General features: G+C 68.4%; 25 protein-coding genes and 2 pseudogenes. 13 read left to right on the plus strand and 14 right to left on the minus strand.

Translation table 11 applies throughout. The features are described from left to right. Positions 1–92 precede the first annotated feature (92 nt). The gene (locus ACFYML_RS34490; protein WP_387424628.1) at positions 93–569 is read right to left on the minus strand and encodes a DUF6326 family protein; all 477 of its coding nucleotides are present in this window, start codon (positions 567–569) and stop codon (positions 93–95) included. A gap of 231 nt (positions 570–800) precedes the next feature. Here ACFYML_RS34490 and ACFYML_RS34495 point away from each other — a divergent pair, with 231 nt between their 5' ends. Both ACFYML_RS34495 and ACFYML_RS34500 read left to right on the plus strand, forming a co-directional pair. Continuing rightward, complete coding sequence (locus tag ACFYML_RS34495) at positions 801–1889, plus strand: sensor histidine kinase (RefSeq protein ID WP_387424629.1); 1089 nt, start codon at positions 801–803, stop codon at positions 1887–1889. Then, complete coding sequence (locus tag ACFYML_RS34500; RefSeq protein WP_387424630.1) at positions 1886–2542, plus strand: response regulator; 657 nt, start codon at positions 1886–1888, stop codon at positions 2540–2542. The genes ACFYML_RS34495 and ACFYML_RS34500 overlap by 4 nt, the downstream gene beginning before the upstream one ends. Before the next feature lie 506 nt (positions 2543–3048). On the opposite strand, the gene ACFYML_RS34505 is transcribed toward ACFYML_RS34500, so the two are convergent. Together ACFYML_RS34505 and ACFYML_RS34510 are read right to left on the minus strand one after the other, a co-directional pair. Beyond that, the gene (locus tag ACFYML_RS34505; protein WP_387424631.1) at positions 3049–4677 is read right to left on the minus strand and encodes a DUF885 domain-containing protein; all 1629 of its coding nucleotides are present in this window, start codon (positions 4675–4677) and stop codon (positions 3049–3051) included. Between the two features lie 267 nt (positions 4678–4944). Continuing rightward, a complete protein-coding gene (locus ACFYML_RS34510; protein WP_387424649.1) occupies positions 4945–5484 on the minus strand; it encodes a DUF1062 domain-containing protein in 540 nt (179 codons plus the stop codon). Here ACFYML_RS34510 and ACFYML_RS34515 point away from each other — a divergent pair. Continuing rightward, on the plus strand, positions 5380–5745 hold the full coding sequence (locus tag ACFYML_RS34515; protein ID WP_387424651.1) for a hypothetical protein: 366 nt from the start codon (positions 5380–5382) through the stop codon (positions 5743–5745). The two genes, ACFYML_RS34510 and ACFYML_RS34515, sit on opposite strands and share 105 nt — an antisense overlap. Before the next feature lie 317 nt (positions 5746–6062). Further along, positions 6063–6848 (plus strand): hypothetical protein, encoded by a 786-nt coding sequence (locus ACFYML_RS34520; RefSeq protein WP_387424632.1) that lies wholly within the window; start codon positions 6063–6065, stop codon positions 6846–6848. Positions 6849–6897: 49 nt separating this feature from the next. On the opposite strand, the gene ACFYML_RS34525 is transcribed toward ACFYML_RS34520, so the two are convergent. Next, positions 6898–7176 (minus strand): hypothetical protein, encoded by a 279-nt coding sequence (locus ACFYML_RS34525; RefSeq protein WP_387424633.1) that lies wholly within the window; start codon positions 7174–7176, stop codon positions 6898–6900. A 305-nt stretch (positions 7177–7481) separates the two neighbouring features. Next, positions 7482–8573: an IS630 family transposase gene (locus ACFYML_RS34530; protein ID WP_387424634.1), complete on the minus strand. Its 1092-nt coding sequence runs from the start codon at positions 8571–8573 to the stop codon at positions 7482–7484. 187 nt (positions 8574–8760) lie between these two features. Between ACFYML_RS34530 and ACFYML_RS34535 the strand changes: the two genes are divergently transcribed. The 3 genes and pseudogenes from ACFYML_RS34535 to ACFYML_RS34545 form a co-directional block, all read left to right on the plus strand. Beyond that, positions 8761–9378, plus strand: coding sequence for a TetR/AcrR family transcriptional regulator (locus ACFYML_RS34535; protein WP_387424635.1), 618 nt, complete (start codon positions 8761–8763; stop codon positions 9376–9378). A gap of 341 nt (positions 9379–9719) precedes the next feature. Next, entirely contained in the window at positions 9720–10055 is a 336-nt protein-coding gene (locus tag ACFYML_RS34540; protein ID WP_387424636.1) for a DUF4333 domain-containing protein, read from the plus strand. 176 nt (positions 10056–10231) lie between these two features. Then, a pseudogene (locus tag ACFYML_RS34545) lies at positions 10232–10378 on the plus strand (transposase family protein); the annotation flags it as partial. A gap of 311 nt (positions 10379–10689) precedes the next feature. Here the strand turns inward: ACFYML_RS34545 and ACFYML_RS34550 are convergent. Further along, a complete protein-coding gene (locus ACFYML_RS34550) occupies positions 10690–11133 on the minus strand; it encodes a hypothetical protein (RefSeq protein ID WP_387424652.1) in 444 nt (147 codons plus the stop codon). Between ACFYML_RS34550 and ACFYML_RS34555 the strand changes: the two genes are divergently transcribed. Continuing rightward, positions 11027–11302 (plus strand): hypothetical protein, encoded by a 276-nt coding sequence (locus ACFYML_RS34555; RefSeq protein ID WP_387424637.1) that lies wholly within the window; start codon positions 11027–11029, stop codon positions 11300–11302. The two genes, ACFYML_RS34550 and ACFYML_RS34555, sit on opposite strands and share 107 nt — an antisense overlap. Before the next feature lie 526 nt (positions 11303–11828). On the opposite strand, the gene ACFYML_RS34560 is transcribed toward ACFYML_RS34555, so the two are convergent. Beyond that, positions 11829–12005 (minus strand): hypothetical protein, encoded by a 177-nt coding sequence (locus ACFYML_RS34560; protein ID WP_387424638.1) that lies wholly within the window; start codon positions 12003–12005, stop codon positions 11829–11831. Between the two features lie 53 nt (positions 12006–12058). Here ACFYML_RS34560 and ACFYML_RS34565 point away from each other — a divergent pair, with 53 nt between their 5' ends. Both ACFYML_RS34565 and ACFYML_RS34570 read left to right on the plus strand, forming a co-directional pair. Continuing rightward, the gene (locus ACFYML_RS34565; protein ID WP_387424639.1) at positions 12059–15361 is read left to right on the plus strand and encodes a hypothetical protein; all 3303 of its coding nucleotides are present in this window, start codon (positions 12059–12061) and stop codon (positions 15359–15361) included. 468 nt (positions 15362–15829) lie between these two features. Beyond that, positions 15830–16243, plus strand: coding sequence for a hypothetical protein (locus tag ACFYML_RS34570; RefSeq protein WP_387424640.1), 414 nt, complete (start codon positions 15830–15832; stop codon positions 16241–16243). A gap of 99 nt (positions 16244–16342) precedes the next feature. Here ACFYML_RS34570 and ACFYML_RS34575 read toward each other — a convergent pair whose 3' ends face one another. The 5 genes from ACFYML_RS34575 to ACFYML_RS34595 all read right to left on the minus strand — a co-directional run bounded on the left by ACFYML_RS34575 (position 16343) and on the right by ACFYML_RS34595 (position 20210). Beyond that, positions 16343–16837: a DinB family protein gene (locus ACFYML_RS34575; RefSeq protein ID WP_387424641.1), complete on the minus strand. Its 495-nt coding sequence runs from the start codon at positions 16835–16837 to the stop codon at positions 16343–16345. A 454-nt stretch (positions 16838–17291) separates the two neighbouring features. Continuing rightward, a complete protein-coding gene (locus ACFYML_RS34580; RefSeq protein WP_387424642.1) occupies positions 17292–17771 on the minus strand; it encodes an SRPBCC family protein in 480 nt (159 codons plus the stop codon). Next, positions 17768–18091 carry an ArsR/SmtB family transcription factor gene (locus tag ACFYML_RS34585; protein ID WP_387424643.1) on the minus strand — a complete coding sequence of 108 codons (324 nt, stop codon included), beginning with the start codon at positions 18089–18091 and terminating at the stop codon, positions 17768–17770. The genes ACFYML_RS34580 and ACFYML_RS34585 overlap by 4 nt, the downstream gene beginning before the upstream one ends. A gap of 467 nt (positions 18092–18558) precedes the next feature. Beyond that, the gene (locus ACFYML_RS34590; RefSeq protein WP_387424644.1) at positions 18559–19860 is read right to left on the minus strand and encodes a caspase domain-containing protein; all 1302 of its coding nucleotides are present in this window, start codon (positions 19858–19860) and stop codon (positions 18559–18561) included. After that, on the minus strand, positions 19857–20210 hold the full coding sequence (locus tag ACFYML_RS34595; protein ID WP_387424645.1) for a hypothetical protein: 354 nt from the start codon (positions 20208–20210) through the stop codon (positions 19857–19859). The genes ACFYML_RS34590 and ACFYML_RS34595 overlap by 4 nt, the downstream gene beginning before the upstream one ends. A 366-nt stretch (positions 20211–20576) precedes the next feature. Here ACFYML_RS34595 and ACFYML_RS34600 point away from each other — a divergent pair, with 366 nt between their 5' ends. After that, positions 20577–21530, plus strand: a complete 954-nt coding sequence (locus tag ACFYML_RS34600) for a hypothetical protein (protein ID WP_387424646.1) — start codon at positions 20577–20579, stop codon at positions 21528–21530. A gap of 207 nt (positions 21531–21737) precedes the next feature. On the opposite strand, the gene ACFYML_RS34605 is transcribed toward ACFYML_RS34600, so the two are convergent. Then, a complete protein-coding gene (locus ACFYML_RS34605; RefSeq protein WP_387424647.1) occupies positions 21738–22730 on the minus strand; it encodes a helix-turn-helix transcriptional regulator in 993 nt (330 codons plus the stop codon). Positions 22731–22844: 114 nt separating this feature from the next. On the opposite strand from ACFYML_RS34605, the gene ACFYML_RS34610 reads away from it, so the two are divergent. Continuing rightward, positions 22845–23312 (plus strand): VOC family protein, encoded by a 468-nt coding sequence (locus ACFYML_RS34610; RefSeq protein ID WP_387424648.1) that lies wholly within the window; start codon positions 22845–22847, stop codon positions 23310–23312. Positions 23313–23664: 352 nt separating this feature from the next. Then, positions 23665–24438, plus strand: a pseudogene (locus ACFYML_RS34615) (PhzF family phenazine biosynthesis protein); the annotation flags it as partial. Between the two features lie 5 nt (positions 24439–24443). Here ACFYML_RS34615 and ACFYML_RS34620 read toward each other — a convergent pair. Beyond that, positions 24444–26309 carry a zinc ribbon domain-containing protein gene (locus ACFYML_RS34620; RefSeq protein WP_387424650.1) on the minus strand — a complete coding sequence of 622 codons (1866 nt, stop codon included), beginning with the start codon at positions 26307–26309 and terminating at the stop codon, positions 24444–24446. Positions 26310–26419 lie beyond the last annotated feature (110 nt).

The following is a 26419-nucleotide window of genomic DNA, read 5'->3' on the forward strand; positions in this document are numbered from 1 at the left end:
GGCGCCGTCCCGCTCTGGATCGTGCTGCTGCTCGCGGTCGCTGTTGCCGGAGCCGCTGTCTGCGACCCCGCACACTGGGCCTGCCTCGAGCGTCACACCCGGGCCTGGGCGGGGTCGCGGCCGGCGGTGGCTCGAATGGTCCGGGGCCAGGTCCATGCGGCGCGCAGGATGAAGGCCAGGAGCAGCAGCTCGAGTCCGATGGAGAGGCCGTAGAAGTAGAAGTAGGTCCAGGACTCGCCCTCCGCGTTGTACACCGAGACGGGAATGTAGAGCGTTGCCACGACGAGGTTGGTGGCGCGGTTGACACGGGCGGGGAGTGTCGTGGAGAGCAGGATCATGAGGATCGGGATGGCCATGAGCGTGAGCGCAAGGGCGACAAAGGTTGGGCCGGTGTCGAACTCATGAACGACGCCGGCCAGGATGTCGTTGATGAAGCCGGGCTTGTACAGGGCGAGGTAGTCGACGTAGATGTAGAGGAACATGAAGCTGGCCCAGGCTGCGGCGAGCTTCGCCTGGACCGGGATGTGCGCTTCCTGGAGCGCACCGGCTGGTCTGTCGGTTCTGGTCATCACGTCTCCTGTGTGCTGGCGTCGGCCGGGTCGGCTCACTCGATGTCTTAACCATGACCAGCGTTGACGGGCGCCACATCCGCTTGTGGGCTCGAGCGGTCCTGGCCGCAGGCGCGGGACATCCGCAGTACTTTCGGCTGATCCGCCCGAGCGGCGGCCCCCTTACGTTGTCCGGGAGGGGGAAGCATGCGTGCTGGGATCTTGGCTGAGCCTCGCCCCGCACGCCCGCCGGTGCGGGTCTGGCGGGACTGGGCGCTGTCCTCGGCTCTTGTCGCGATCTCGCTCGTCGAGGTACTGCTGCGCGACGACAGGGCGTGGGCGCCGCTGCTGGTCGGTGTCAGCGTCGTGGTCGCGGCGTGCCTGCTGTGGCGACGCACGCGGCCGCTGGCCGCAGTCACCGTTGCCTTCGGAGCCGTTCTCGCGTTCGACATCGCGAGGATCGCGGTCATTGATGCCACCGGCCTGCTGGGCATCGCAGGGCTGCTTGTGTTGCCCTACGCCCTGCTGCGCTGGGGAGCAGCTCGCGAGGCTGCCCTCGGACTCGGCATCATCCTCATCTGGCTACCCGTCACCCTCATCGCGGACCCGACCTCACCCGCGGAGAAGGTCGCCGGTTACGGCTTCTTCCTGTTCTCGGCCGCGCTCGGTGCGGCAGTGCGCTACCGCACCAGAACCCACGACCGCGACATCGAGCAGGTGCGGCTTCACCAGCGCAACGAACTCGCCCGCGAGCTGCACGACATGGTCGGCCACCGCGTCTTGGCCATCGCCGTCCAGGCACAGGCAGGTCGCGCGCTGTCCGCCGCAGATCCGAAGCGCGCGCTGGCTACCCTGGTCACCATTGAGGAAGAGGCGTCCCGGGCGCTCAAGGAGATGCGAGCCCTCGTAGGCGTGCTGCGCGACGGAACGGACGCCGATCTCGCCCCCCGGCGAGGGGTCGTGGACGTCGAACGACTCGCTCGTCCCGGCGGCGAGGTGCTGGGCGTCCGCGTGCAGGTCTCCGGCGACGTCGAGGCCGTTGAGCCAGCAGTCAGCACCGCCCTCTACCTGATCGCCGCCGAGGCGGTCACCAACGCGACCCGCCACGCCTCCGGCGCCACCCACGTCACCGTCGACGTCACCGCATCCCGCAGCCAGGTGCACCTGCGAGTGCGCGATGACGGCGAGGCGAGTACGACCAGCTCCCCGCACGCCGGCTACGGGCTGCGCGGCATGGCCGAGCGGGCGAGCCTGCTCGGCGGCATCCTCCGGGCGGGACCTGGCCCGGACGGCGGCTGGAGCGTCGACGCCTCGCTGCCTCGGACAGCGCGCGCGTCATGACCATCCGCGTGCTGGTCGCTGACGACCAGGACATCGTCAGGGCAGGGCTCTGCATGATCTTGGACGCCCAACCGGGCATCGCCGTCGTCGGCGAGGCCGCCGACGGCCGCCGGGCGATCGCCATGGCCCGTTCGCTGCGTCCCGATGTGTGCCTGCTGGACATCCGCATGCCCGAGGTCGACGGGATCGAAGCCACCCGCCAGCTCGCCGGGGCCGACGTCGCCGATCCTCTGGCCGTCGTCGTCATCACCACTTTCGACCTCGACGAGTACGTCTACGGCGCGCTGAAGGCAGGCGCCCGAGGCTTCCTCCTCAAGGACGCCGGCGCCGAGATGCTCACCCAGGCCGTCCATGCCGCCGCCCGCGGCGACGCCCTGATCGCACCGAACATCACCGCGAGGCTCCTGTCCTCCTTCGCGAACAGCCGCTCGCGCTCGGGGCCAGCTGAGCCTGTCGAGCCGCTGACCGCTCGCGAGGAACAGGTCCTGCTGGCTGCCGCTCGCGGCCGGACCAACAGCGAGATCGGCGATGAGCTGTCCATCAGCCTCAGCACCGTCAAGACCCACATCGCCGCCCTGATGCGCAAGCTCAACGCCCGCAACCGCGTCGAGATCGTCATATGGGCCTACGAGACACGCCGCGTCGGCACGTGATCGACGCCCGCATACGCGAATCGCGGAAGCAGGAGCGCCGGGGGGCCGGATAAGGCGAGGAACTCACCTCGGACGGGTTGAGTGGGCATGCCGCTGGCTTCGGGCGCACCGTCGGACGTCCGGCGGCTGTCCCTTCCTATACAGGTTGCGCCCTGCGGTGTCCCGGTCGTGTGTCACGGTGCTCGGTGCCCCGAAGGATCGACCGCCGTGTCGGCGGCGGCCGACCCGTTACGGCTCCGACATCCCGCAAGCGCGCTAGTCGTACCGATCGCCGTCGTGCACGACGACGGCAGGGCACGCGGGCCCGGCGAGCCGACGGCATCGAGCGCGACGTCCGCTTCTCGGCACGAGCGGGCGCTGACCGGTGCGCGGTCTGCGGCAAGTTGAGGATGCCGGCGGGGAGGGCGACCATCATGGTGTGCCGATTCGCGCTGTTAGGTCTGGCCCTGGTTCAGACCTGTTGGACGTCGAAGACGTGCAGCTACAACCGCGGTCCCTGGCTTGTTTCACCGCAGTGCACGATCACCCTGGAGGGCGGCTGTCAACTGATCCAAGCCCAGCGAACCCAGCTCCAGCGCCTGACGATGGAATGCGCGCCGGTCGCCGGGGAAAGACGAGCGGCCTGCCAGCCACACGCGCTCACCCACCTTGTAGGCCAGCGCCTGCCCTGGCCGGCCCAGGTAACGCGCGAGCTCGGCGGACGCGTACGGCCCCTGGTGACAGCGGTCCCGCAGCAACTCCAGCGCAGCATCCGGCGTCCACAATGCTCTGTCACCAGAGGGCATCGGCAGTCGCAGGTGCAGGCCGATGTCGACCACAACCCGTGCCGCCCGCAGGAGCTGCATATATAGATACCCCAGTCGAGCGCCCGGCTGTTCATAGAGCCCCAGCTCGTCCATGAACCGCTCGGCGTACAGTGCCCAGCCCTCCTGGCTGCCGGAGAGGCCGCCGAGCAGGTTCAGCCGCTGCCCGAGGCCTCCCCGGCAGACCTCGGAGCCGAGGTGGCGGTGGTGGCCGGGAACGCCCTCGTGGTAGGCGGTGCTATAGGCGTACCAGGTGGGGAAACTCGCTGCGTCCTCGGGAAGGGACCACCAGACCCGGCCCGGCCGCGTCAGGTCCCGCGACGGCCCGATGTAGGCAATGCCGGACGACGTGGTCAACCGCGACTCGATGCGCCGCAGCGGGGCGGGGATGTCGACGTACACGCCGTCGAGCCGCTCGGTGGCGGCCTCCAACAGCTCCTGCAGCCACGCGGCGAACGCCTCCCTGCTGTGCAGCGCGCCGGGCCCGTCGGGGCTGCCGAGCCAGGCAAGCACCTCTGGCACGCTCCCGCCCAGGGCCTTCGCCTCCGCGATCAGCTCTGCCTCTATCGCTCTGAACTCGTCCCAGCCCCAGTCGTACAGCTCGCGCAGGTCAGGCTGGGCCGCGAGGAAGGTGCGCACCCAGAGTGCGTACCGCTGCTGGCCGAACGCTTCCTCCTCAACGGCCCGCGGTGCCAGGTCCGCGGTCAGCATCTCGGCCAGTTTCTGGTACGCCTCTCGCGCGCCCGTCGCCGCCGCCTGCAACGACGCCCGCTGACGCCCCTCGCCGTAGCGATCCACCAGGGCGACATCGTCGTCGATCCAGTTACGGCAGCGCTGCGTGACGAGCTCCACTTGACGCCGCGCCGGCACATTGCCGCGCTCCGCGGCGAGTAAGAGGCTGCGCGCATACCCGTCCAGGGCCACGGGGATCGCGGCCAGGCGCCCGCCGACACGAGCCCAGCCCTCCTCGAAGGCCGCGCCCTCGGCGCCACGGCCGGGAACCGCGGCCTCGACGGCCTGGCGGATGAGCTGGAGCGGACCGGTGGCCGCCGCGTGCAGTTCGCGCAGGTCCTCCCCGGCGTCGTGGAAGGCGATACGGGTACGCAGCCGTTCGGCGAGGTGGGCGTGCAGCGGGGTCGCGGCCGGCAGTGCGTCACTCAAGATCTCGAGCTCGCGCAGGGCGCGGGCTGCGAGGTCGGCGCGGGCCTGGTGGCCCTCCGGGCCGTAGTCGGTAAGCCCGTCGACATCCTGCTCGCCGGCCTCGACGACCGCTGTGCACGGGTCGAGGCCGGCCATGTCGCACAGGAGCCGATCCGGGAAGTCCTCGATCATTGGGCAATGCTAGGGCTTTGCCCAAGCTGCGGTGGTGCGAGCCTGCATCGATCGCGGCAAGCGGTTCAGAACCGTCTGACAACCTTTCATCATCGACAGATGTGGATACTCCGCGCGGACCGCGCAGGTCTCGGCCCGGGACAGAGCGCCACTTTGACGGCGTTGATGAGGTGAATTCCGACTACTCGATCAGCCGAGCCTGCCATCAGTCTCAACCCCCAATCCGTGGCTTGACCCCGTCAGGGTCGACGATGGAGTCGAAGGCGTTCACCTTCGTCGCCGGTATCGGGCCGGCCCTGACCTTGGTTCGCGCCCGGTCATGAGCGCCCGCGCGCGGACGGCCGCGTGATGTAGTCCGGGGCAAGGCCACCTTCCCTCTCGCCCCAGCTCAGGCCCACGGCGGCGGCTCATGGCAGGACGAACGAGAAATCCCTGTGGGCCCTGCGGTTCAGCGGAATGCGGATTTTGACGTAGGGAGCAATCTTCCCGCGGCTGATGCCCAGCTCCCTGAGCGATGAGCCGTTCGGGGCGAGGGGGCGCGGGGTCGTCGAAGATGACCGAAACCTGGAGGGGCCAGGGGCTTTCGGGAGGGGACGGGGCGAGCGGTTCCCAGCATGAGTCCCACTTCAGGGCGAACCGGTTGCGCTGGGCGATCAGCGGGTCGTGAAGGACGCGGGCGATGAGGGTGGAGGAGTTGCCGGAGTGGCCCTCCAGAAGGATCGGATCCACGTGCCGGACTGGGACGCGATCGTGAACGGTGATCTTGCTGGTGCGGTCGCAGGAAACGCAGGCGACCAGGCGCCAGATGTCGAGGAGTTTGTCGTTGGCATGGACGCGGAACTTCCCGTCGCCGGTGGCGGCGAGGCCGGAATGGCGGTGGACGCAGCGGAACGCGAGCAGGGGAAGGCGCGTGGGCCGAAGGACCCAGGGCAGCATGATGTGAGGACGCGTAGACATGATCTCTCTGAAGACCTGACGGTAGGCATGGGAAGAGAGCCGACGGCGACGTCGGCGACCGATGCACGGAAGGTGTCGGGTCTAAAGAGCAGGCGGCGTCACGCGGGGTGAAGTCCTCTCGCGAGTGGGTCGGAGAAGAAGATCCAGTTACAAGGTAGGGCGGGACGGACTGGCGAGGCCACCCATTTTGTCCTGGTGCCGAGCACTGGTCGGGTGGCCGGGAGGAGTCTCACCTCCCGGCTCCCACAGATCCGGGCGTGACAGTCTCTCGTCACCCGGCTCTTGTCACCCCTGGTCCCCGGAAGTCACGAGCGCTACCTCAAACTCACCATCTGAGATACGTCTAAACCACCTAAAAGGACCAATCTCGCCAAGCTGGATCAGATGTCATCTTAACGGCAGGTACCGCAGTATTTTAGGATCGACGTATGGAACTGGTTGACGGCGACCGCCTCGGCCGACTGGTCAGCACCCATCCGGTGGCCGTCTCACGTCGTTGGCGCACCGGCGGCCTGGCGCCGGCGATCGGCCTCGGTGGCGCGTTTCTCCTCGGATATTTGATCAGCGTCTCGCCGGCCAGCGGTTCCGGCAGGCCGTTGCTCCTCGGCTTGGTGCCGATGGCCTGCGGTCTTCCGATCGCCGTGGCCCAGCTGACCAGGGCGGTACGGGGCGGCCGCAAGGAGACCTTCGAGCTCTACGAGAACGGCCTGGGTCGTCACACCTCGGGTGGACACCGGCGCTGGGCCTGGGAGCAGGTGGCCGGGATCCGGGTGAAGACGAATGATGGCACCCTATGGGTTCGCCTGGGCTCGGACCTCAAGTGCTCTGTGCGGTTCACCGACGGTACGAGGGTGTGGATCGACGGGCACACCAAAGACGGCCGGCTGATCGCTCGAACTCTGGTCGCCCGGCGCCCAGACGTGTCGTCGCCGCAGACGGACGAGTTGGGGTCGTGGCGGGTGATGCGCTGGGTCCTACCCATCGTGATCGTGGTCAGCGCCAGCGCCTTGGTGCTCCTCAGCCGCTACGTGAATGCGCACGACGGATATCACCACGTGCCGGACAGTGAGGGCAACCTTCAACTGCAACCAGAGCTGAGTGGCGTCGAAATGGGGCTACTCATACTCGCGGGGGCAGTCAGCGTCATCGCACTGGTCGCCTCGTTGGTGCTGCTGGGCATACACGTACTGATACGCCTGCCGGGCAGACGTTGAAGGCTCCAGTCACCGAGCCCGTTTCGTCCTGACCGCGCATTTGATCATGTCACCCGGCGGGTTCGATACGCAGGACGGCGACGGTGTCGCTGATCTCGGCGACCTCCAAGCTCATAACGTCGTTGATGGTCGCGACGGTTCCCACCTCGCAGCTCATCCCGACACCGCCGCCGCCCTGCGATGACACGCCGCCGCCACCGGAACAGCCCGAAACGCTGTAGCCCGACCGGGTCAGCGGTGCGACCATCTCGACTGCGGCGGCGGTGATCGCCGTAATCTCGATCGGCCCGAGGCCGTACCTTTCCGGCACGGCCACGACGTCGCCCACGGCGACCTCGATCTGGCACGTCCCGTCAGCGCACGGCCCGGTCGGTGAAGGCGAAGGTGTGGCCACCTGGGTGGGAGTCGGCGTGCCGTCGGACGCCGATGACTCGGAGCCGGACCCGTCAGAAGAATCGGAGCACGATGTGAGGGCAGCGAACACGACAGCGCCAACAGCGGCTACGACGGCGGTGGACGACGTTCTCCGCATCGCGCTAGCCGTGGAAATCCACCTCAACTGGAACCCCTCCCCGCCGCGACCGACCGGCGATAACAATACATAATGCTCCATTCGCGGCTACTAGTGCCGCGTCATGCAGCCTTGAACGGGTAATCCGGGTGGCGGATCTTGGAGTTGATCGCGAATCCGGATTTCGGTTGAGCTCGTTGGTTGCGCCAGCGGATGTAGTCGCCGATGGCGGCGTCCTGTTCGGCGTGGCTGCGGTGGTCGGTGCCGTTGAGAGCGAAGTAGCGGACCGCGGCGAACTCGGCCTCGATCCAGTTCAGCCAGGAGGCGTAGGTCGGTAGGAACACCAGGTCGACCTGGTTGGCGGCACACCAGGCGCGGACCTCGGGGTGCTTGTGCGGGGAGAAGTTGTCCACAATCAGGTAGAGGCGTTGGTCGGGCCAGCGTTGGCGCAGGGTCTTGAGAAAACTGAGGAACTCGCGCCAGCGTTTGCGGTCGCGGATGCGGTAGTGCAACTTCCCGGTGGCCAGGTCCAGGGCGGCGATCATGTGGCGTACCCCCTGGTCACGGGTGTAGGTGGCACGCAGCCGCACCGGCTGGCCCTGGGGTCGCCAGGCCCGGCCGGGGCGGGGTTGCAGGTTCAGCGGCCCGAACTCGTCCACGCACAGCACCCGCCCGCCCGCTGGCGGGTGGTCGTAGAGGTCCAGGATCCGGCGCATCTTGGTCGTGAAGTCGGGGTCGGTGCTGGCCTTCCACGTTTTGGTGGCCTGCCAGGTGACCCCGCGTTCATGCAGGATTCGCCGGATGCTCTCGGCGCTGATGGCCGCGACGTAGCCAGCTTCGATCAGGTAGTCGCGCAGCTTGGCAAGCGACCAGCAGGAGAACGGTCGGCCGAGGAAACGGGGGTCGCACCTGGCAATGACACAGATCCAGTCACGGGTCTGCTCATCGATCCGTCTCGGTGCGCCCCCGCTCCATTTTGGGTCCAGCGCGTCGAACCCCCGCTCGTTGAACGCGTGGATCACGTCCCGCACGTAGTCCTCGCTGGTCTTGAGCAGGTGAGCGATGTCCGGCGCCGGCTGCCCCTGCGCGGACATCAGCACCACAATCGCCCGGCGCAGCTTCACCGGGTCCTTCGCGGTCCGGGTGATCCGCTGCAACCGCTGGCCCTCAGCCATCGACACCTGCCGGACGAACACCTCCGGGCGTCTACCCACCCGGCACCACCTCCCACAGCCTCATGCGTTGAGAGACAGCCTGCCCGACGGGCCTTCAGAACCGACGGATTACACGATCAACGTTCAAAGACGCGGCACTAGAGACTTGGTCCAGGATCGGTGTCCGGCCAGACTCGGTCCAGGTGCCACGGTCGCCCACCGCGACCGCACGAGTGAGGGACGCAACATGGCACAAGGTGAGACGACACCACGCAAACGCGGCCGGCCCACTGCTCAGGAGCGCGAACGACGGCGCGATCAGATCCTCGATGCCGCGGTCACCTTGTTCGTGTCAAAGGGCTACGGCCAGGCGTCGATCGATGAGCTTGCGGCGTCCGCCCGCGTGACCAAGAGAACGATCTACACCTACTTCGGCGACAAGGCGGAGGTGTTCACTGCCGCCATCGAGAGCTTCCGCGCTGCCGCCCTCACCGATCTCACCGGCCGGGACGAGTCGCTCGCGGAGCTCGGCGCACGGCTCGTCTTCGCCCTGCACTCCGACGAGGCGATCGGACTACACCGCTTGATGATCGCGGAGGCCGTTCAGTTTCCCGGCCTGGCCGAACGCTTCTACACCAGCGGGCCCCGCGGCTACATCGAACTCCTCGCCACTCGCGTCGCCGACGTTCCCGGACAGCTCACCAGAAGAGCGCGCAGAAGCGATCTTCGGCCTACTGCTGGGCGAGCACCACCGCCGTCGCCTGCTCGGGCTGGCCCCAGCGCCCACCCGCGCCCAGGCTCGCAGACACGCCGACACGGTGCTCCGCATCCTCGGAATCGCCGAGAACGCAGGGCCCTAACCTGATGACGCGGTTGGTGCCTGCTGAGCCGGCGTTGGTGATGCCGGTGTACAGGAATGCGTGGATCTGCCACCAGGTTTCGATCGTGGTGGCGAGCCGGTGGAGTTCGGGCAGGTCGGAGGCGGCGCAGCAGGCGTAGAAGCGGTGGCGGTTGTCCAGCAGCCACCAGGAATGGCTGCCCCGGCGCCGTGCGGCGCGTCATGGATGTCGGCCCGAGGTGGCTGTTCTCGTTGTACCTCACCTATGTGATCACTGAAGACGGCGCCAGCGCGTCCTGTTCCTCGGGGTGAGGATTGCTGGCCAATGAACCTTGTCAACCTCTGTCCGTCTGGATAGAACTGTTCGCGTGGCTGATCAAGGGAACCTGGCGCGGGCCGTAGTGGCGATCTCCTCGGTTGTGGTCGCCGCCTGTGCGGTGGCGGTGACGGTCAAGGTGCTGAGCGCCGACGACGTCGTCACCATCAGACAAGAGCGGGTGCTGAACCAGGCGGCGGTGCAGCAGGCAGTGGCCGCCAACATCCAGGGCATTCGGGATGAGCCGGTAAAGGTGCTGTCGTGCCCTGGTTCCGTGGTGGTCAAGGCGGGAACCACGTTCACCTGCACATACATGGTGGGCAACCACGTGGCGGACGCGGAGGTCGAAGTGGTCAACGACCAGGGCAAACTCCATGTGAAGTGGTGAAGCCCTGACCTGCCCCCGATCTGAGCCATGGGGACGAAGGTCGACTTCGTCGCGGCTCGTCGAAGCTGACCAAGGTTCGCGGCTGGAGCCCACCAGAACGTGATACGACCCGGCTGTTGGGCCTGTACGGCCTGGTGGTGGAGCGGGTCGAACTGGACGCCGAGGGCGTCCCGGTGGTGGACCTGTCGACCGGCGATGAGCAGGCACGATGCTGCCCGGGGTGTGGGCAGCGGGCGGCTCGGGTGAAGCAGTGGGCCACGACCCGGCCGCGGGATCTGCCGGCGGGTGGCCGGCCGGTACGGCTGCGTTGGCGTAAACGCCGCTGGTACTGCCCGGCGGCCGCTCGCCCACGCACGTCGTTCACCGAGCAGGTCGCCCAGGTACCGCCCGTTCCCGGCTCACCACGCGGTTGCGTGAGGCGGCCGGGGCGGCGGTCGCCGACGCCGGCCGCACCCGCTCCGCCGCATGCACGGCAGCACGTCGACCGCCTCGTCGACACCCCTCGACGCCCTGCCCACGGCCATCGTCGCCCCGATCCTGACTGCCTGGAACGCGAAGAGGATCTGCTCGACCTGCCCGCCACCGCCCGCAGCCAGCCCGACCGCGAACACGTCCACCGGCTGCTGCACCGCTTCTACGCCCGCTGCGCCGCCTCCGACTTGCCCAAACTGGGCCGACAACCGCGGAAACCCTCCCGGCTGGCGCCTCGGGTCGTGCCAGGACCTGCGCTTCGGACGGCGGCGAGTGTGCCGAAGGCGATGCCCCAGGCCATGCTCAGCGCCGACCAGACCGGCCCGAACCCGCCGGGCGTGCCGGGCCAGACGAGGCAGACGAGACCGAGATAGGCGGCCACAAGCCCGACCCCGGCCCCGACGAACCGTCGGCCCCGCACCCAGCACGCCGCCGTCCCGCTCAGCACCACGAGGACGAGGCCCACCGCGCCCTGCACGGCGTAGTGGTCGATCCCGATAGTGACGTCTTCGGGCAGCCCCGCCCGGTTCGCCGCGTACATCCGGTGGGCGTACGCCAGCCAGGGCAGCGCGGCGAGCCCGGCCAGGACCGCCAGCGGCCGGTCCACCCGGACACCACCCGTCGTCAGCGGCTCGCGCCCGGGGCGCGAACGCCACGACGAGCGCCTCCCCGGCCACGGCCAGGGCGACGAGCACCAAGGCCCATTCAAGCGAGGCGGCGGCGGATACCGCGAGGGCCGCCGCGACGCACAGCAACTGCACGACGGCTGGTGCTGACCGCCGAGGCCGCGCGGCGATCCGGACGAAGGCCGCCGCGACGAGCACGGTGAACAGCAGCCCCCAGCCGGCCTCCAGCGCCACCGCCCAGGCCGGGTCCCACGTCACCGCCAGGTCGGGCAGGCCGAACCCGGGAAAGACCAGCCACGTCAGCGCGAAGACGACAGCCGCGACCCGGACGCCGGCTGTCCGAACCGCCGTACCGGATCCACGACCCACAACCCATCCCTCTCTCGCACGCCGGTGTCAGGTTGGCGGAAAACCAGGTCCACAGGCCAAGTTTGCCGACAACCCGACACAGGCGGCTTCGTCGTCTGCGACCGGAGCATCGAGGAACACGGCCATTGCAGTCGCGTCGCATGCACGCCTACCCGGTCAGCGGCATAGTCGCGCAGCCGAGCGACAGCGCCACGCTCAACAGGTGACACGAGCGGACAACACCACAGCCCGCCATCTCGGGGCAAAGACGCTGCGGCGCGTGGCGTCATCGTTGCGCAGCCGCGGGCGCCGGATCCGGCAACTCTGTTCAGCTCGCGGCCGAGGCTCGGTGCGCGACGTAGGCGTCGAACTCGGCCAGGACAGCTGACTTGCCAGGTTCGTCAAGGAACAACTGCCGCACCGCCTGCCGGGCCAATTCGGCCACGCCGTGCTCGTCCAGGCCGAGTAGAGGTCGTGCGCACGCCACCAGACGGTCCCCCAGCACTCGTCCGAGCGGATCTCGTCCCGCGTCGATGCAGCCGATTACCGTGGGGGTAGGTGACGATGCCGGAGGGTAACGTGGGAAAGCCTTACCAGCAAGGGGAGATCGTCGAGCCGACCCAAGCTGCCCCCACTGATTCGGTGGTGCTGGGCGAAATCCCGTCGCCACGGCCGGCACCTGAGCCGGCACCAGCGGTCACACCGGCGGACGCGCCCGTGACGGCGGAGGCCTCTGGGGGCGGGGACGGCGGCTCGCGGCGGCAGCAACGCGCGAAGCCGCGGACGGGCCGCGAGCGACACGGTGCGCTCAACCGTCTGATCATGGTTCGTACCTCGGCCTGGCGCATCCCAGAAGTCGAGCTGCTGCGGCGGGACCCGGACTGCTCTCCGGACAGTCTCACCACCGCACCGAGCGGTGTGGACTTCACCGCGCACCGTCGCCTACTCGGCGCCCTCCTCCGGACGGACGGGGTGCCGGACGACGCGGCCTGGCTGGGACGGGTCCACGATGGACACGATGCCGTCGACTACAAACGTGCCGACAGTGATGCGGGCCGGTCACTGATGACCGAGTTGGTAGCCGAGGTGCGGCAGGGGTGTCTGGCCGCATTGGACAAAAACCGAACGGCCCGTGACCAGCTAGCCGAGCTGCGGCATCAAATATTCCTGGAGCCGCGACGGCTGCGGTCGCTGCGCGATCCGGCGGACCCGGACCGGCCCCTGTATGCGGTCGTCGACATTTCCTTCTCCTACCTTGTAGAGCGGCCGCTGTGCCGAGCCAGCATCTCGGTATGGACGTCGCTGCCCCGTAGCCGTCGGCACGCCCCTGAGGAGCTGCTGGCGGTGAACGCCGCGCAGGACGTGCAGATCCCCGCCGAGCAGCTACCCGCCTACCGCAGCTATCTACTGCGGGTCGGCGAGAGCCTGCAGCGGTTGCTCGCCGCACAACTCCTGCCGGTCCAGTTCCGGATCTTCGATTGGCAGTACGACTTACCGACGTTCTGGGTGGCCGTCCCGGCGTCGCTGCGCAGCGACGCCTACCGCTATCTGGAGCAGAGCGACCGGGTCGGTGATCGGCTCGCGCGTGAGCTGCTACTGACCGGCACCGCTCGGGACTCCGTGGTGAGCCGCGCCGTGATCAACGGCGACTTCATGGTGCTGCGCCGATTCCGGCGGGAGGACGACACCTACACTCCGCACTACCTGATCCTGCCGTCCCGCAACGGCTACCCGGCCCGTGACGCCGGAGGCCAGCGGAACCCCGACCGGCAGGCGGCCGCGATCCGCCGTCAGGAGGAGAACGCGGCGGGGATCGTCATCGCCCTCAGTGAACTCGAGGCGAAAAGCGGCAGCGATCTGTACACGGTGGGGCGTGACCTGGAAATCTGGAAAAACCATCTTCAGGTCTACACCGCAATGGCTGAACGTGGCGCGTTTCTGTGGGACGCGCTCTCGACCCACCTGCCGATGCGGCGCGGTCGAACACTCAACGAAGCGCACCGCGCGGTGCAGTTGCTGCACCAGATCCTGCTCCAAGGCGTAGCCGACCTCGGTCATCTGCGCGCGCTGACGCGGGCCTCCAGTGCCGACATCGACGCGGCGGCCGAGCGGTTGCAGGACGACTTCGACGCGAAACTCACCGAGTTGCACGGGCAGAGCGTGCGCGGACTGCGCGGAGCGATCACTGAGACCGGACTGTTCGCCCGGGTACGCCAGCACGGCGCGGAAATCGTCGAGCTGTCCTCCTGGGTCAAGTCTCGGTACGACGACCTCGTGGCCGCGATCACCTCCGCCTTCGACGAGCGGCGGGTCCGCGAGGCGGACGTGATCCAGAAGGGTGGCGTGGTGATCAGCCTCGCGGTGGGACTGGTCAGCCTGGTGACGGTGCTCGACGCGACGACGGACATGAAAACCCCGCAGGGCGTCACGCCGACCCCCGGCGGGCTGACCGGTGCCAACTGGCTGCGCTGGCTGCATGATCAGGCACTGGGGTGGCTGTCCCGGCACGCCAACGAGGCAGCCCTGTTCAGCCTTGCCTGCGGCGTCGCCGTCCTAGGCGTAGCGCTATATGTCTGGGTCAGGTTCAGGTCCTCGGGTCGGCTGAGCTCTCGACAGTTTCGCCAGCTCTATGACGGGTCACGCCGCCGGCTCGTCATGCGCGACGGCCACGGGGTGTGGCACTTCCTGAGGGACGCCTCGACCGACAGTCTCGAGGATTTCCTTGGCAGCGCGCGGCGCCCGCCAGCCAAACCCGAGGACGCCCCGACGAACCGGCAGCGTTGGGCCGAGCTCGATGACGCCCTGGCCGGACGCTTCGCCGACCTGTGGGATCGGGCGGCTCCGATGAAGGTGCGGCGGCAGGACCGGGTCCGTTCCGACATCAAGGCACTGGCCCGTCGAATCGAGCACTGGGGAATCCACGGCCTGTTACTCACCGAGCGGCCCCGCCAACTACATGAGTACGTGCTGCCCCGGCTCATCTGCCTCTACCGGTTCTGCATCCCGTGGCCGGACTCGTTCATCGAAAAGGTGGGCCGACAGAACCGTCCGAAGAGCCTCGTGCCGGACAGCGAGTTCGTACGGGCGATGCAGTGGCTCGGCTTTCAGCGCGACCAGGCATTGGAGTTCGACAGGCACCTGCACAGATGGCAGAAGCGCCAGATCGGCGAGACCCAGGACGCCGCCGAATCTGCCGGAAAAGCCGTACCCGCTCAGTACGCTCGGCGACTTCTCGATCTTCTGAATGAGTTGGAACTCTCGGCGTACTGCACGGCGGAAGACGTCGAGCGGCTGCTGGTCCACTCGGAAGCGGCGGCGGCCGAGAATCGACCCGCGCCGCCGGAGGCTCCTCCGCGGGTATGGACCCAGGTCGTCGTGCAGCCGGGCGATCTGCATCCGAACGGCGAGCCGACCGACCAGGCGCTCGAGCGCTACTGCGTACTGGCCTTTGCCGAGTGGCTCCAGGCCGAAGGGGTGCGGGTCGAGCCGCTCGCCAGCGGACGGGTGACCATAACGGGCAAGGACGGCGCCCCAGCCGAGCCGGTGGTGCTGGGTCCACGCGCCAGCCGACTACCCCGACTCACCGCTGGCGACACCATCGAGGTGAGCTGCGCCGTACACCAGACCGAACTTCGCGGATTCCCCACTCGCCACCTGCTGCGCCCCTCCCCCGCGCCCCTGAGCCAAATGAAAGGCGACGCGCATGATTCGACCACTGTGCTGCAAGGCACCGCTCCGGATGAAATGAAGGGCGAGGGCGGCGAGTCCGACGAACCAGTGACTGTCGACTGCATCGCGCTCCTGCGCGACACTGCCACCGGCCGCTTCACGCGCGAGCCGGCGCTCTGGCTGCGCCCATGATCGACCACTTGGCCAGACGTGGGACGGGGGCGCGAGGGCAGCCGCAAGTGTCGCGTGAACGATGATCTCTGACCGCCGGTGGCTTTGGTGAAGATTTCGTCTTCACCGTTGAGAATTTAGCGCGAGCGGTCGGCGCCGGGGATGTCCCCGTGGGTTTCGTCAAGCAGAGACGGGGGCGTTGGGCGGAGCTGGTAGCAGATCTTGTCGCCGGGGAATATCGACAGCAAGATCGACGGGCGTTCGCCGTGCGGACGGCAGCCAGGTGCGGCTGCTGTCCGCGTTCTCCGCGCTGTGAGAGTGCACCGTGCACAGCCCGATGAGGAATGTGGGCACCGTGCACGGTGGCTCCTCCAGAATGCCGCGTCATACCGTGCTCCCAGTGCGGATATCCGCAGCTGAGGCGCGGGTGCGTGTTTGCGGGCCCATTTCTAGCGCGGATCAACCTGTTGATCATCGGGAAGGGAACTCATGAAATCTCGACGCATCCTGTCCGGTCTGGCCGTAGCGGCGCTCGCCGCCGCCGCGTCCCTGACGTTCGCGGCCCCGGCGTCCGCCGCCACGTGGGACCACTGGATGTACACCGATGACGGCGACCCGGGCGGGATCGTCCGCTTCCGCGCCGACGGTGACGTCGTGCAGCTCTGCGACATTGAGGCCGACGGGTGGAAGGTCTATTTGACGGTCTCCGACTGGACCCAGAGCAACCTTCACAAGTACGACCTGAGTGTCGGCGGCAATGGCAACTGCATCGAGGCTCGGGCATCGTTCGGCAGCCCGTACGACCTGCGTGAGGGCAACGTGTTCAGGTTCGCCATCTGGTTGGACAAGGACGGTAGCGTCCCGAGTTTCCACGACGTCGCATACTGGACGAACGTGAACTGACGGGCGCGTGCGACGAAGGGCCGGTCCCAGTGGGGCCGGCCCTTCGCAGTGTGGCGGAGGTACGAGATTCACCCCGGTACGGCTCCCAGTCGCGATCTCCTACCGGCCGGTGGCACCGTCGATAAGCTCTCGCAGGATGTCGGCGTGACCGGCATGCCGGGTGGTCTCGCTCGTCATGTGGGCGAGCACCCAGCGAAGCGTACGAGGCGTGTCACCGACGGGTTGCGCGGTGAGGACGTCGAGGCCAGCGGCTGCGACGATGTGGGCGTCGCTCTCGGCGATCGCGGTCCGGTAGCCGGCGATGATCTGATCCGGGGACCGGTCCGGCTCGACCACCATGTCGGAGTCGACGTCGGCGTAGCGCGGATCGTCGGCGAACGTGTAGCCGAACCAGTACCGTTCGGCGTCGGTCAGGTGCTGAACCAGGCCCAGCAGTGTGGTGTCGGAGACGACCAAGCGGCGCCGCAACTGCTCCTCGTTCAGCCCGGCGACTTTCTTCAGCACGCACGATCGAGCGAAGGACAAGAACGCGAGGGTGGTGTCGAGCTCGCCACCGTCGTTGCGCGGCACGGCTTCGCGTTGGGATTCGATCATGCCCGGACCTTACGTGCTTGTCATCCGGGCGAGCCGGGCGGGCGGGGACGTCATCCGAGCGGTACCGACCAGACGTCCGCTCATCGACACGACCGCGCATCGAACGCCACGTTCGTCAAGGGCCGTGGCTTCCGATTCGGCGGCCGGATCCCGGCGTTGATCTGGATCGGCGCGATCACAGGTGAAGATCGACAGGCGATTGGAGATGGCGCGGAGCGCGGCAAGCGGCACCCGTCACCACGAGAGCCACTGGGCACCGTGGGTGGTCGGGATGGTCTCAACGACCCCGTTCCCGCGATGTTCTTTCCCGGCGTTACGGCGATCTTCGCAGCTGGCGCTCCCGGCTGGTCCAGACGGCGTTGATGTACCAGTGCGGCGGGCCGCCCCACCGGGCCAGCCACCGCAGGCCGGTCCGCGGATGATGCGGACCGTCTTTGTCCCCATCGCCTCCGCGTTATCTGGCATCGATGAACAGACCGGCGTAGCGGTCCAGGTACAGCGGCCAGCCCTGGTCGTGAGCGACGCCGTCACGAACCGACTCCCAGCCCGGACCGTGCCGGTCCAGGTTACGGTGCTCCAACTCGACCCGGGTCCGCTGCGGTGTCTCGGCGACGAACCGGACCTCGACCTCGCTGGCGTTGTCCGGATCCTGTTCGACCTGCCATGCCGGGCTGATGTCCCAGCTGAACACGACCCGGTCCGGCGGCTCGAAGGCGAGGATTCGCGCCCAGGCGCACTCACTGCCGTCCTCGCCGCGGTCATAGATGTGCCCACCGACCTTCGGCTCGAACACAGTCTCCGCAATCGGCGACCCCAGCAGGTTGTGCTCCTTCGGCTTGAAGTCGCCAAACCGCTCCGTGAACACCGCGAACGCTCGTTCAACTGGCGCGTCGACCACGATCTGCCGCCGCACCACCGCATCCGTGCCACTCATGATTCCTCCTCGTCATGACGCCCGGCAACGTCCCTGAAGCCGTCCAACGCCCGGCTCCAATAGGTGTCGAGCTGATCTCGTAACGCGGCCACGCCGGCGGGATTGAGTCGGTAGACACGCCGCGTGCCCGCCGTACGGTCCGTCACCAGACCAGCGTCCTTCAGCACCCGCAGATGCTGCGACACCGCCGGCCGGCTGACCGGCAGCACCGCGGCCAGCTCGCCGACCGCCCTTGGCCGCTCCGCGAGACACGCGATGATCGCCCGCCGCGTCGGGTCGCCCAGGGCGTCCCACCCATCCTCAATTCGGTAAGTGGCCACGAACGGTAAGCTACGACTTACCACCGGGGTTCGTCAAGCCCCGCCATTCCTCAGAGCCTCCGAGTCGGCCAACGCCGGTAGCTCCGAGTGCCCCCGTGAGACGCAGGCGTGGCTGGACAGCGGGATCGCGGCGGGGTAAGACAACGCAGCGAGGCACCTGTTCGGGGCGTCTGACCTTGGTCGGCTGCCTGTCTCACCTGAAGCCTCACCCTCATCGACCTCCGGCCCGGGCGCACTCACCCCGACCTGCAAGATCAGGGTGGAAAAGCCTCACTGCTCCACGCTGCTGATCTGCCGCTCCGGCATTCCCTTCGAGTGCAGGGGTGCCACCTGGGTTACCGACGTGTTGGCAACGCAATCCTCCGGGACGTCTTCTGGCTTCGTCCCTGGCAAGCAGCGATCCTCTCCGAGCCGTACGTCGACCAGGCGTCGCTCGGGAAGCGGTAGTAGGTGCCACGCCGCCGGCGCTACTGGCAAGGGCGGCTACTGCGGGGGGCTTTGTCTCGGCCCCACTGCACCTGGAACTCCACAGGGGTGTCGAAGGCGTCGCTGGTGGCATTTGCGTTCGGGTATAGCCGCTTCAGCAGCACGAAACGGATCCACACGCCGTCGCGTTGCGGTACCACGATCGACTCCCCGATCTGGGAACCTTTCACCCTGCAGCTGCCCTCGGGGGTTACCACGTAGAAGAAGATGCCATCCTGGTTGACCCCCGTCAGTCCGATCTGGACGGAGCCGTCGGCCGTCGGGACGTCGCGGCGCCAGCTTGCGGTGACTTTCTCCGTACGCGGAAGGGTGGTGCTCGTCATCGTCGGTGCCTCTGGGGTGCGACTGCTCGTGGCAGGGCCGGCCGAGACGCCGGGAGGGGTGGAGCCGATCACCTGCGGTTTCCTCGGGTCGGAGTCGAGCGCGAGGGCGCTCGCGAGCCCGGCGGCGGCGACCACCAGACCTGCGGCTACCGACCACGGGAGAACGCGGCGCCGTCGAGACTGCTCGTAGGTTCTTGCCGGAGTCTCGCCTGGGCTGCCCGCGGCACGGTTGCGGACCAGTGCGATCCGGTTGCCGCCGTTGCGGCTGCGACGCTGCGGAATCGGCTGGCCCCGGCCGCGCAGCTCAGATTCGACCTGGTGAAACAGGGTGTCCATGTCGAGCGGATCGGGGCCGCCGGGTACGCCGTTCTCCAGGGCGCTCAGCAGCGCCGCGGTGAAGGCGGTGTACCTGTTTCCCGGTGGGGCCAGGGCCAGTGTCGTCTCAGCGGTGGCAGTCATCAGGTACGTGCCGTCGATGACGGCGTGGTCGGCCAGCGGCCCCGGTGCGGCCATGAAGCCCGACATCGCCCGCCCGCTGAAACAGCAGTCCAGAATCACCACCTTCGCCCGGCAGCGCCGCGCGGTCGTGACCACCTCCCGGCGTACCTGGGCGAAGTGCACCGCATGATGCAGCGCGTCGGCACCACCGCCGACCAGCGCGAGCTCCAACTCGCCGTTGTCCAGCAACCCGTGGCCCGCGAAGTACACCACCAACGCATCGGTGGCCTCCGCGGCCGCTTCGTGGATCGGATCGAGGATGTCCTGAGCAGTGACCGGATCCACGACCAGGCGGCAATTCTCCGCGGGCAACCCCCACCGGTCGGCGTCGGTGAGCACGGCGGACAGGGCGGCTACATTGGCCGCGGCGGCAGGGATGGCCGGCATCCGGGTGTACGCCGAGACACCGATCAGCACGGCCCGCGACCTCGCCGGATCGGGCAGGTAGGCGGCCGTGGTCACTGCGTGGCCTGATCCGATCCGCCGTTCTCCCCAGCCAGGAACTGCCGGATCACGTCGGCGTTCCCGGCGTCGCCGCTCGGCAGGGTCAGGGTGGCGCCGTCCGCCCGCGTGATCGTGACGGTCCCGGGACGTGGGCGGGAACGGCGCCATGCCTCGACGGCCAGCGCAAGACTTGAGATCGCCGTCGCCTGCCCGAGCACCACGTCGATGATCTCCAGTGCGCCGAGTTTCCCCGGGTCGGCCGGACCGGGCCGTACCTCAGCGCCTCGGATCAGGCTGGCGTCGACGCGCAGCCAGTCAAAGAGCTCAGCCGAAGCTGCGGCGTCGTCCATGCTGATCCGTATCTGCATGCCGCCCCCTTCTCCGCCCGCCGAAGACCATCAGTGACCATCCATGATATGCACCGGGCCCATTCGCGATCGCACGATCGCGGTCGGCTCTGGTCGGCTTTCACTGCAAATCGGCCACTTCGCCACATAGGACGCCGGATCCGACCCGGGCGCAAGCACGCACGCCGCGTCGGGGCGACAACCCGGGTGACGGCGTTGGGGACACACTGTCTTCGGCACGACCGCGCGTTCGAGCGCCTCCGCTCGTGGGTCGCACTCTGTAGCACCCGGTCGGCCGCGGATGAGGGCAACGGCGCCGTCGTGCTGCGATGCCGAGGACGTCGGTCCATTACGGGGCGGGCTGATCGGCATGGCTACCATCCCCTTGTGATCGAGGACTTGATCAGGAGGACGGCCGCCGAGGACGACGATGCGATCGAGGAGTTGTGCGCGATCGCGGACAGCGATCCGGCGCGGTTGACTCCGCACCACGGCCTCCTGCTGGACCTCGACGTGTTGTGGCCGGCGAAGTTGTACCGAGCGGCAGATGCCGACGTGGTCCGCCGGGTCATCGACCAGATCGACGGTGGGCGGACGCCGGACCGGCTCAATCACCTGCTCCTTGTCCTGGCGCACAGTGCTCACCCGCTCGCCGAGAGCGCCATGCGTCGCTGGTCGGCACAGCCGCCGCCCGGCGTGGACAAGCTGCACGTCGGCCCACTGCACTACGCGCAGGAGGGCGGTTGGGTGGTCGGCCCGGACGGCAACCGACGTGACCTGTGCGGTGACACCGCGTACCGGTGGGTCATGCGTGAGACATCACGACGCGTAGAGCGTTCCCACTGTCCGTGGTGCGCGTCGCCGCTCTGGACTGCCGCAGACCTCGACACCGCAGACCCCGCCATCGGTGCCGCCATGGCCCACACGGGCTGGTCCGGCCGGTTGGTGATCGAGAGCTGCCACTTCTGCGCCTGCTATACGACGCTGTACAGCCGGGTCACACCTGCCGGTGCCGCTACCTGGTGGGCCGGCAACACCCGCCCCAGCTACCTACCCGATGCGGCCGAACCGGAGGACCCGCCAGCGCTGCTGCCGGTCCCAGGACCGGCTCTGCCCAGCCCCTACCAGGCCAGCGCCTGGAATCGCGGCGGCTCAACCCTGGGCGGCAGGCCCGACTGGATCCAGGACGCCGAGCACGCCGACTGCCCAGGCTGCGGCCAACCGATGGACTACGTGGGTTTGATCGGCGGCGCAGACTTGGACGAGTTCGGCGAGGGCGCCTACTACCTGCACCTGCACCAGCCGTGCGGGTTCGCCGCAGTGAACTACCAGCAGAGCTGACCGCCGCAAGCGCTGTCGCCGGATGCTGCCGGGTACCACGCCGCACGTTGCAGCATTGCCGCCAAACCATGGCGGCTCTGCTCCATCACGGTATGAAGGACGAGTTCGTCCGAGTTCCTCGTCGGACAACACTGTTCTGAGCGACGACCGGGCATGCAGCACCGGGGACATCACGCTCCGCCCAGGTCGGCATGAGCGAGCACCCGATCAAGAAGTCCCGCCGGGAGTGGGGCCGGCCGCGGCCCTGGCGAAGCGGCGGGCGAGGTGCCCGAAGGCGTCGACAAGCTCGGCGGGGCCGACAACCTCGATCTCGGTGTCGAACCGGGCGATGGCGGCGGCGAGGCCGGGCCAGGACCAGGAGCCGAGAGTGAGCCGGCACCGGTCCGAGCCGAGCTCCTCGACGATCCCGTCGCGCGTGTAGAGCGCCACGGTGGCGGCCGGCAGGTCGAGGATCGCGGTGCCCTGACAGGGCCAGCCGATGGTGCCGTCGTCAGCGCCGCGGAACCTGCCGGTGACGAAGGTGGTCACGTCGCCGCCGGGCAGTTCCCTGGGCGTGAAACGGGGCCCGTTGGGGATGCGCAGGGTGATCCGGTCGGCGCGGAAGGTGCGCCAGTCCGACCGGTCGAGGTCCCACGCGACGAGGTACCAGCGCCCGTCCCAGGTGACGACGTGGTGCGGCTCGACGCGGCGCGGGCGCTTGTCCGCGGTCTCGGAGCCGTAGTCGAAGCGGAGGATCTCATGGGCTCGCACGGCGGAGCTGACCGCCAGGAGCACGTCGCCGTCGACCGGGGCGGCAGGTCGGGCGGCGGGCCGGTCGACGGCGGTGATCTGGACGGCGTCGATGCGGTGCCGCAGCCGGGACGGCATGACCTGCCGGATGGTGTTCAACGCGCGCGCTGCCGCTTCGCCGGTGCCGTCGCCCAGTGCGGTAGCGGCGATCTGCAACGCGATGGTGAGGGCCACAGCCTGCTCGTCGTCGAACAGCAGAGGCGGTAGTTCGGTGCCGGCGCTGAGCCGGTAGCCACCGTCGGGACCCTTGACGGCGGCGATGGGATAGCCGAGCTCGCGCAGCCGGTCCACGTCGCGGCGCACGGTCCGCAGGCTGACGTCGAGCCGCTCGGCCAGCAACGTGCCCGGCCAGTCACGGCGCGTCTGCAGCAGCGACAACATGGCCAGCAATCGACCAGAGGCTTTCGGCATGAGGCTGAAATCTACCCGCAGTAGATGACACAACCTGTCACCTACGCCGACGAACCTTGGTGACGACGCCGGCCGGACACCGTGACCGGAAACAACTCTCACCAGGAGCCTTGGATGAGCATCACCACCACCGCCCACCTCAACTTCCAGGGCAACGCCCGGCAGGCGCTGGAGTTCTACCACTCGGTGTTCGGCGGCGAGATCACGATCATCACGTACAGCGACTTCGGGATGCCGAAGGACCTGCCCGACGCCAGCAAGGTCGTCTGGGGCCAGGTCGCGGCCGACGACGGCTTCCGCGTCATGGCCTACGACGTGCCCAGTCAGGCCGGAGCCGGCATCGCGCCGGCGCCCTCCACGCGACGCGAGACCGGCATGACGCTGACCGGCGAGCCGTTCTTCCTGTCCGTCCGCGGCGAGACCGTCGAAGAGGTCGGCGCGCTGTGGGAGAAGCTGGCCGATGGCGCCACCATCGTCGAGGCGTACGGCCCGGCGCAGTGGGCACCCGGGTTCGGGATGCTGACCGACCGCTTCGGCATCACCTGGATCCTCGACGTCGCCGCCCAGTACGCCAACGCCTGACCCTCGCCCTCTGGCAACGGGACGAGACGCCCAGCCCGGCGGCCTCGTCCCGTTGCCAGATCCCCCTGGGATACCACGCGCATCAGCGCGGGGATCGCGAAAAAGCCCTCGCGTGGTGGACGAAGGCCGCCGACAGCGGCTATCAGCTTGCCGCCGAGGCGCTCAACCTGCTCGACGTCGACGGCAGAGGCACAGGAACGCTGGAGTGAGACCGGGATGGCTCCCCGTGATGTGATCGATCACGCCTGCCAGGTGGCGCGGCTACTTTAGAGCGGATGCCGGGCTACCCGGTTGCTCTTGCGGCCGCGAGGGTGGATTGCACTCGAAATTGGCGGGCTTCCCTCCTAGCATCATGATCACGGAGATCCTGCGGTACGCCGCGTTCAGTGCCGATCCGGCTGGCGGCAACCCGGCTGGTGTTGTGCTGGATGCCGCCGGGCTCGGTGACGCGGAGATGCAGCGAATGGCGGCCGAGGTCGGGTACTCCGAAACGGCGTTCCTCGTGCCTGTCGGGGATGGGCATTTCAAGGTGCGCTACTTCAGCCCGAAGGCAGAGGTCCCATTCTGCGGCTACGCAACCATCGCGTCGACAGCTGCCTACGCCGAGCGGCACGGTCCGGGAGTCCTGCACCTGGAGACCCGCGCCGGCCTGGTCGAGGTCTCCACCAAGGTGCAGGCGGACGGCACCACCACCGCCACGCTGATCAGTGTCGAACCCCGAACCGAACCTGTCTCCGCCAGCGACCTTGCGGCGCTGCTCGAAGCGCTGCGATGGACGTCGGGTGACCTCGACGTGACGCTGCCGCCGCGGATCGCCTTCGCCGGGGCGTGGCATCCCATCGTGGCCGCCGCGAGCCGGCAGCGCCTGGCCAACCTGGACTACGACATGGCGGCCCTGGCCAGCTTGATGTCTCGGCGCGGCTGGACAACGATCGACCTGGTCCACCGCGAGTCCCCGCTGGTGTTCCACGCGCGTAACCCGTTCCCACCCGGTGGTGTTGTGGAGGACCCCGCGACCAGTGCGGCAGCGGCCGCGTTGGGTGGCTACCTACGCGAGCTGGGCTTGGTGGCGCCGCCCGCGACGGTCACCGTGCACCAGGGCCAGGACATGGGCCGTCCAAGCGTCTCTGATCAGCTTAGCGATCCTGTGTCGGATGGGGTTTCCGGGATCGTTTCCCACCGTGGTGGAGATGCATGGGCGTGGAGGTGGAATCCTGCGCCCAGTGCGGCTCCGCGTGGCCGGTGGCCGGTGGTGGTGGGTGTGCTGGTCGTGTTCACGTCCTGGTGTCGGAGGGCTGCGCGGGGCAGCCTCCGGTCCGTTGGTGCGTGTCCCTCCGGACGCTTGCCCGCCTGGCTGTGGCGCCGGGTGGGGGAGGGTGCCCTGCGTCGCCTGGGCGCGGGGCGTGGTGGCTGATGCCGGGTGGGGCTGGTCTTCGACCGGTCTCTCCCGGTGGCATTAGAGGTGCTGGGGGTGACGACGGCTGCGGCTTCGAGGGTGTCGACGATCGAGCGGATCACCATCGCGCCGCTGGTCTTGTCGATGACGGTCTTGCCCTGATGGGTGAGGCCACGGGCGGCGATACGCCGCCAGGCGCCGTGGTCGCGGTCGCCCTGCCAACGACAGGACTGGTCGGGGCAGATGGCCCACTTCCATCCCGGTGTGGTGGGGCGGTCGGGGGCTTTACGGTGCTGTAGCGGGGTCAAACATTGAGGGCAGTGCTTGGAGGTGTTGCGGGCGGGGACGGTGACCACGGCGATCCCAGCCTCGGCGGCGAGGTGCCGCATCCGGTCGGTGATCTTTCCGCGGATCTGTTGGGATAGGCGGGTGTTCAGGCTGTGCCCCATGCCCTTGGCTTCCATCGATCGTAGGTCTTCGAGGTAGATGACGGTCGCCCGGGCGGCGATCGCCTGGTCGACCGCCCAGCGGGCGGCAGCCCAGGCGAGCGCCTCGTTCAAGTTGTGGCGGCGGGTGGACACGTGGCGGATCTCGCCGGCCAGCACCTCCTGTTTCGCCCTCAACTGCTCGTCGGGGCGGCCGCCGAGCAGCCGCGCGTACTGGTCGGCCTTCGCATGCAGCCGCTCACTGTGGCGCCGCAGGCGATGCTGCTTGGCCAGGATGCCGGCGGCCCGGAACTGTCCACCCGCCCCCAACGCCGTGACCCGCCCGTCCGCCTGTAGTCGCAGGGCACCGGCGCTGAGGAGGGTGTTGAGGCCCCAGTCCACGCCAAGCGCCACCGAGTGACCGGTGGCCCGGGCTTTCGGCACGGCGTGCGTGTATGCCATGTCGGCGCGGACCGTGCCGTCGGTGAGGCGGAGGGTGGGCAGGTGCAGCACCGCCGCGGCGGGAACCGTGGACGGCAGCCTGATCGGACACGCCACCCACGTCCAGTCCCGATACGTCTGCGGATCCGGTCGTAAAGGAAGCTGCAGCCGCAGCAGCGCCCTGCCCGAGTCGGTGTCGCAGCGCTCGATGATGGCCTGCTGCCGGTCACACGCGGCCAGCAGCAACATCCGCCCGATCCTCGGGACGCCTTCGAGTTCGAACACGTCCACCGGCAGCCGACCGTTGGCCTTGACGAACGTGACGACCTGCCGGGTACGGCCCTTGATAACGCTGGATGGCAGATACTGCCCGCCGGGGATCGAGGCCCGAACCTGATCCCACTCGGCGGGGGTGCGCTTGCGCGGATCCGCCGGCCACGTCGACAGGACCCTGACGGTCACCTCGGCACGCCACTTCACCGACCGCAGAACACGGCCCGCCTGCTCCTGCGCCATCCGCACGACCCGATCATTGACCCTCACACCCCCAGGCGCGGCCACCGCCCAGCCCAGCCGCCGCAACGCCATCCACGCGTTCGACGGCAACCGCCGCCCACCCGCATCCACCCCGGCCGCCAACACCCCCACATCCACGCTGTTCCAATGCTCACCGACCAGCACGGCCACCATGCCCGCCACCAAGTCGGCACACCAACCGACCCGTTGCGCCAGCACCGCCTGAGACAGCACCTTGAATCGGCCTGGGTTTCCCGGAGGGCATGATCTAACAGGGAGAGGATCATGCCAGCACCGAAGAAGTATGACGATGAGACGCAGGCGCGTGC

The sequence above is a fragment of the Micromonospora sp. NPDC007230 genome (genome assembly GCF_042869115.1).
GTDB lineage: Bacteria > Actinomycetota > Actinomycetes > Mycobacteriales > Micromonosporaceae > Micromonospora.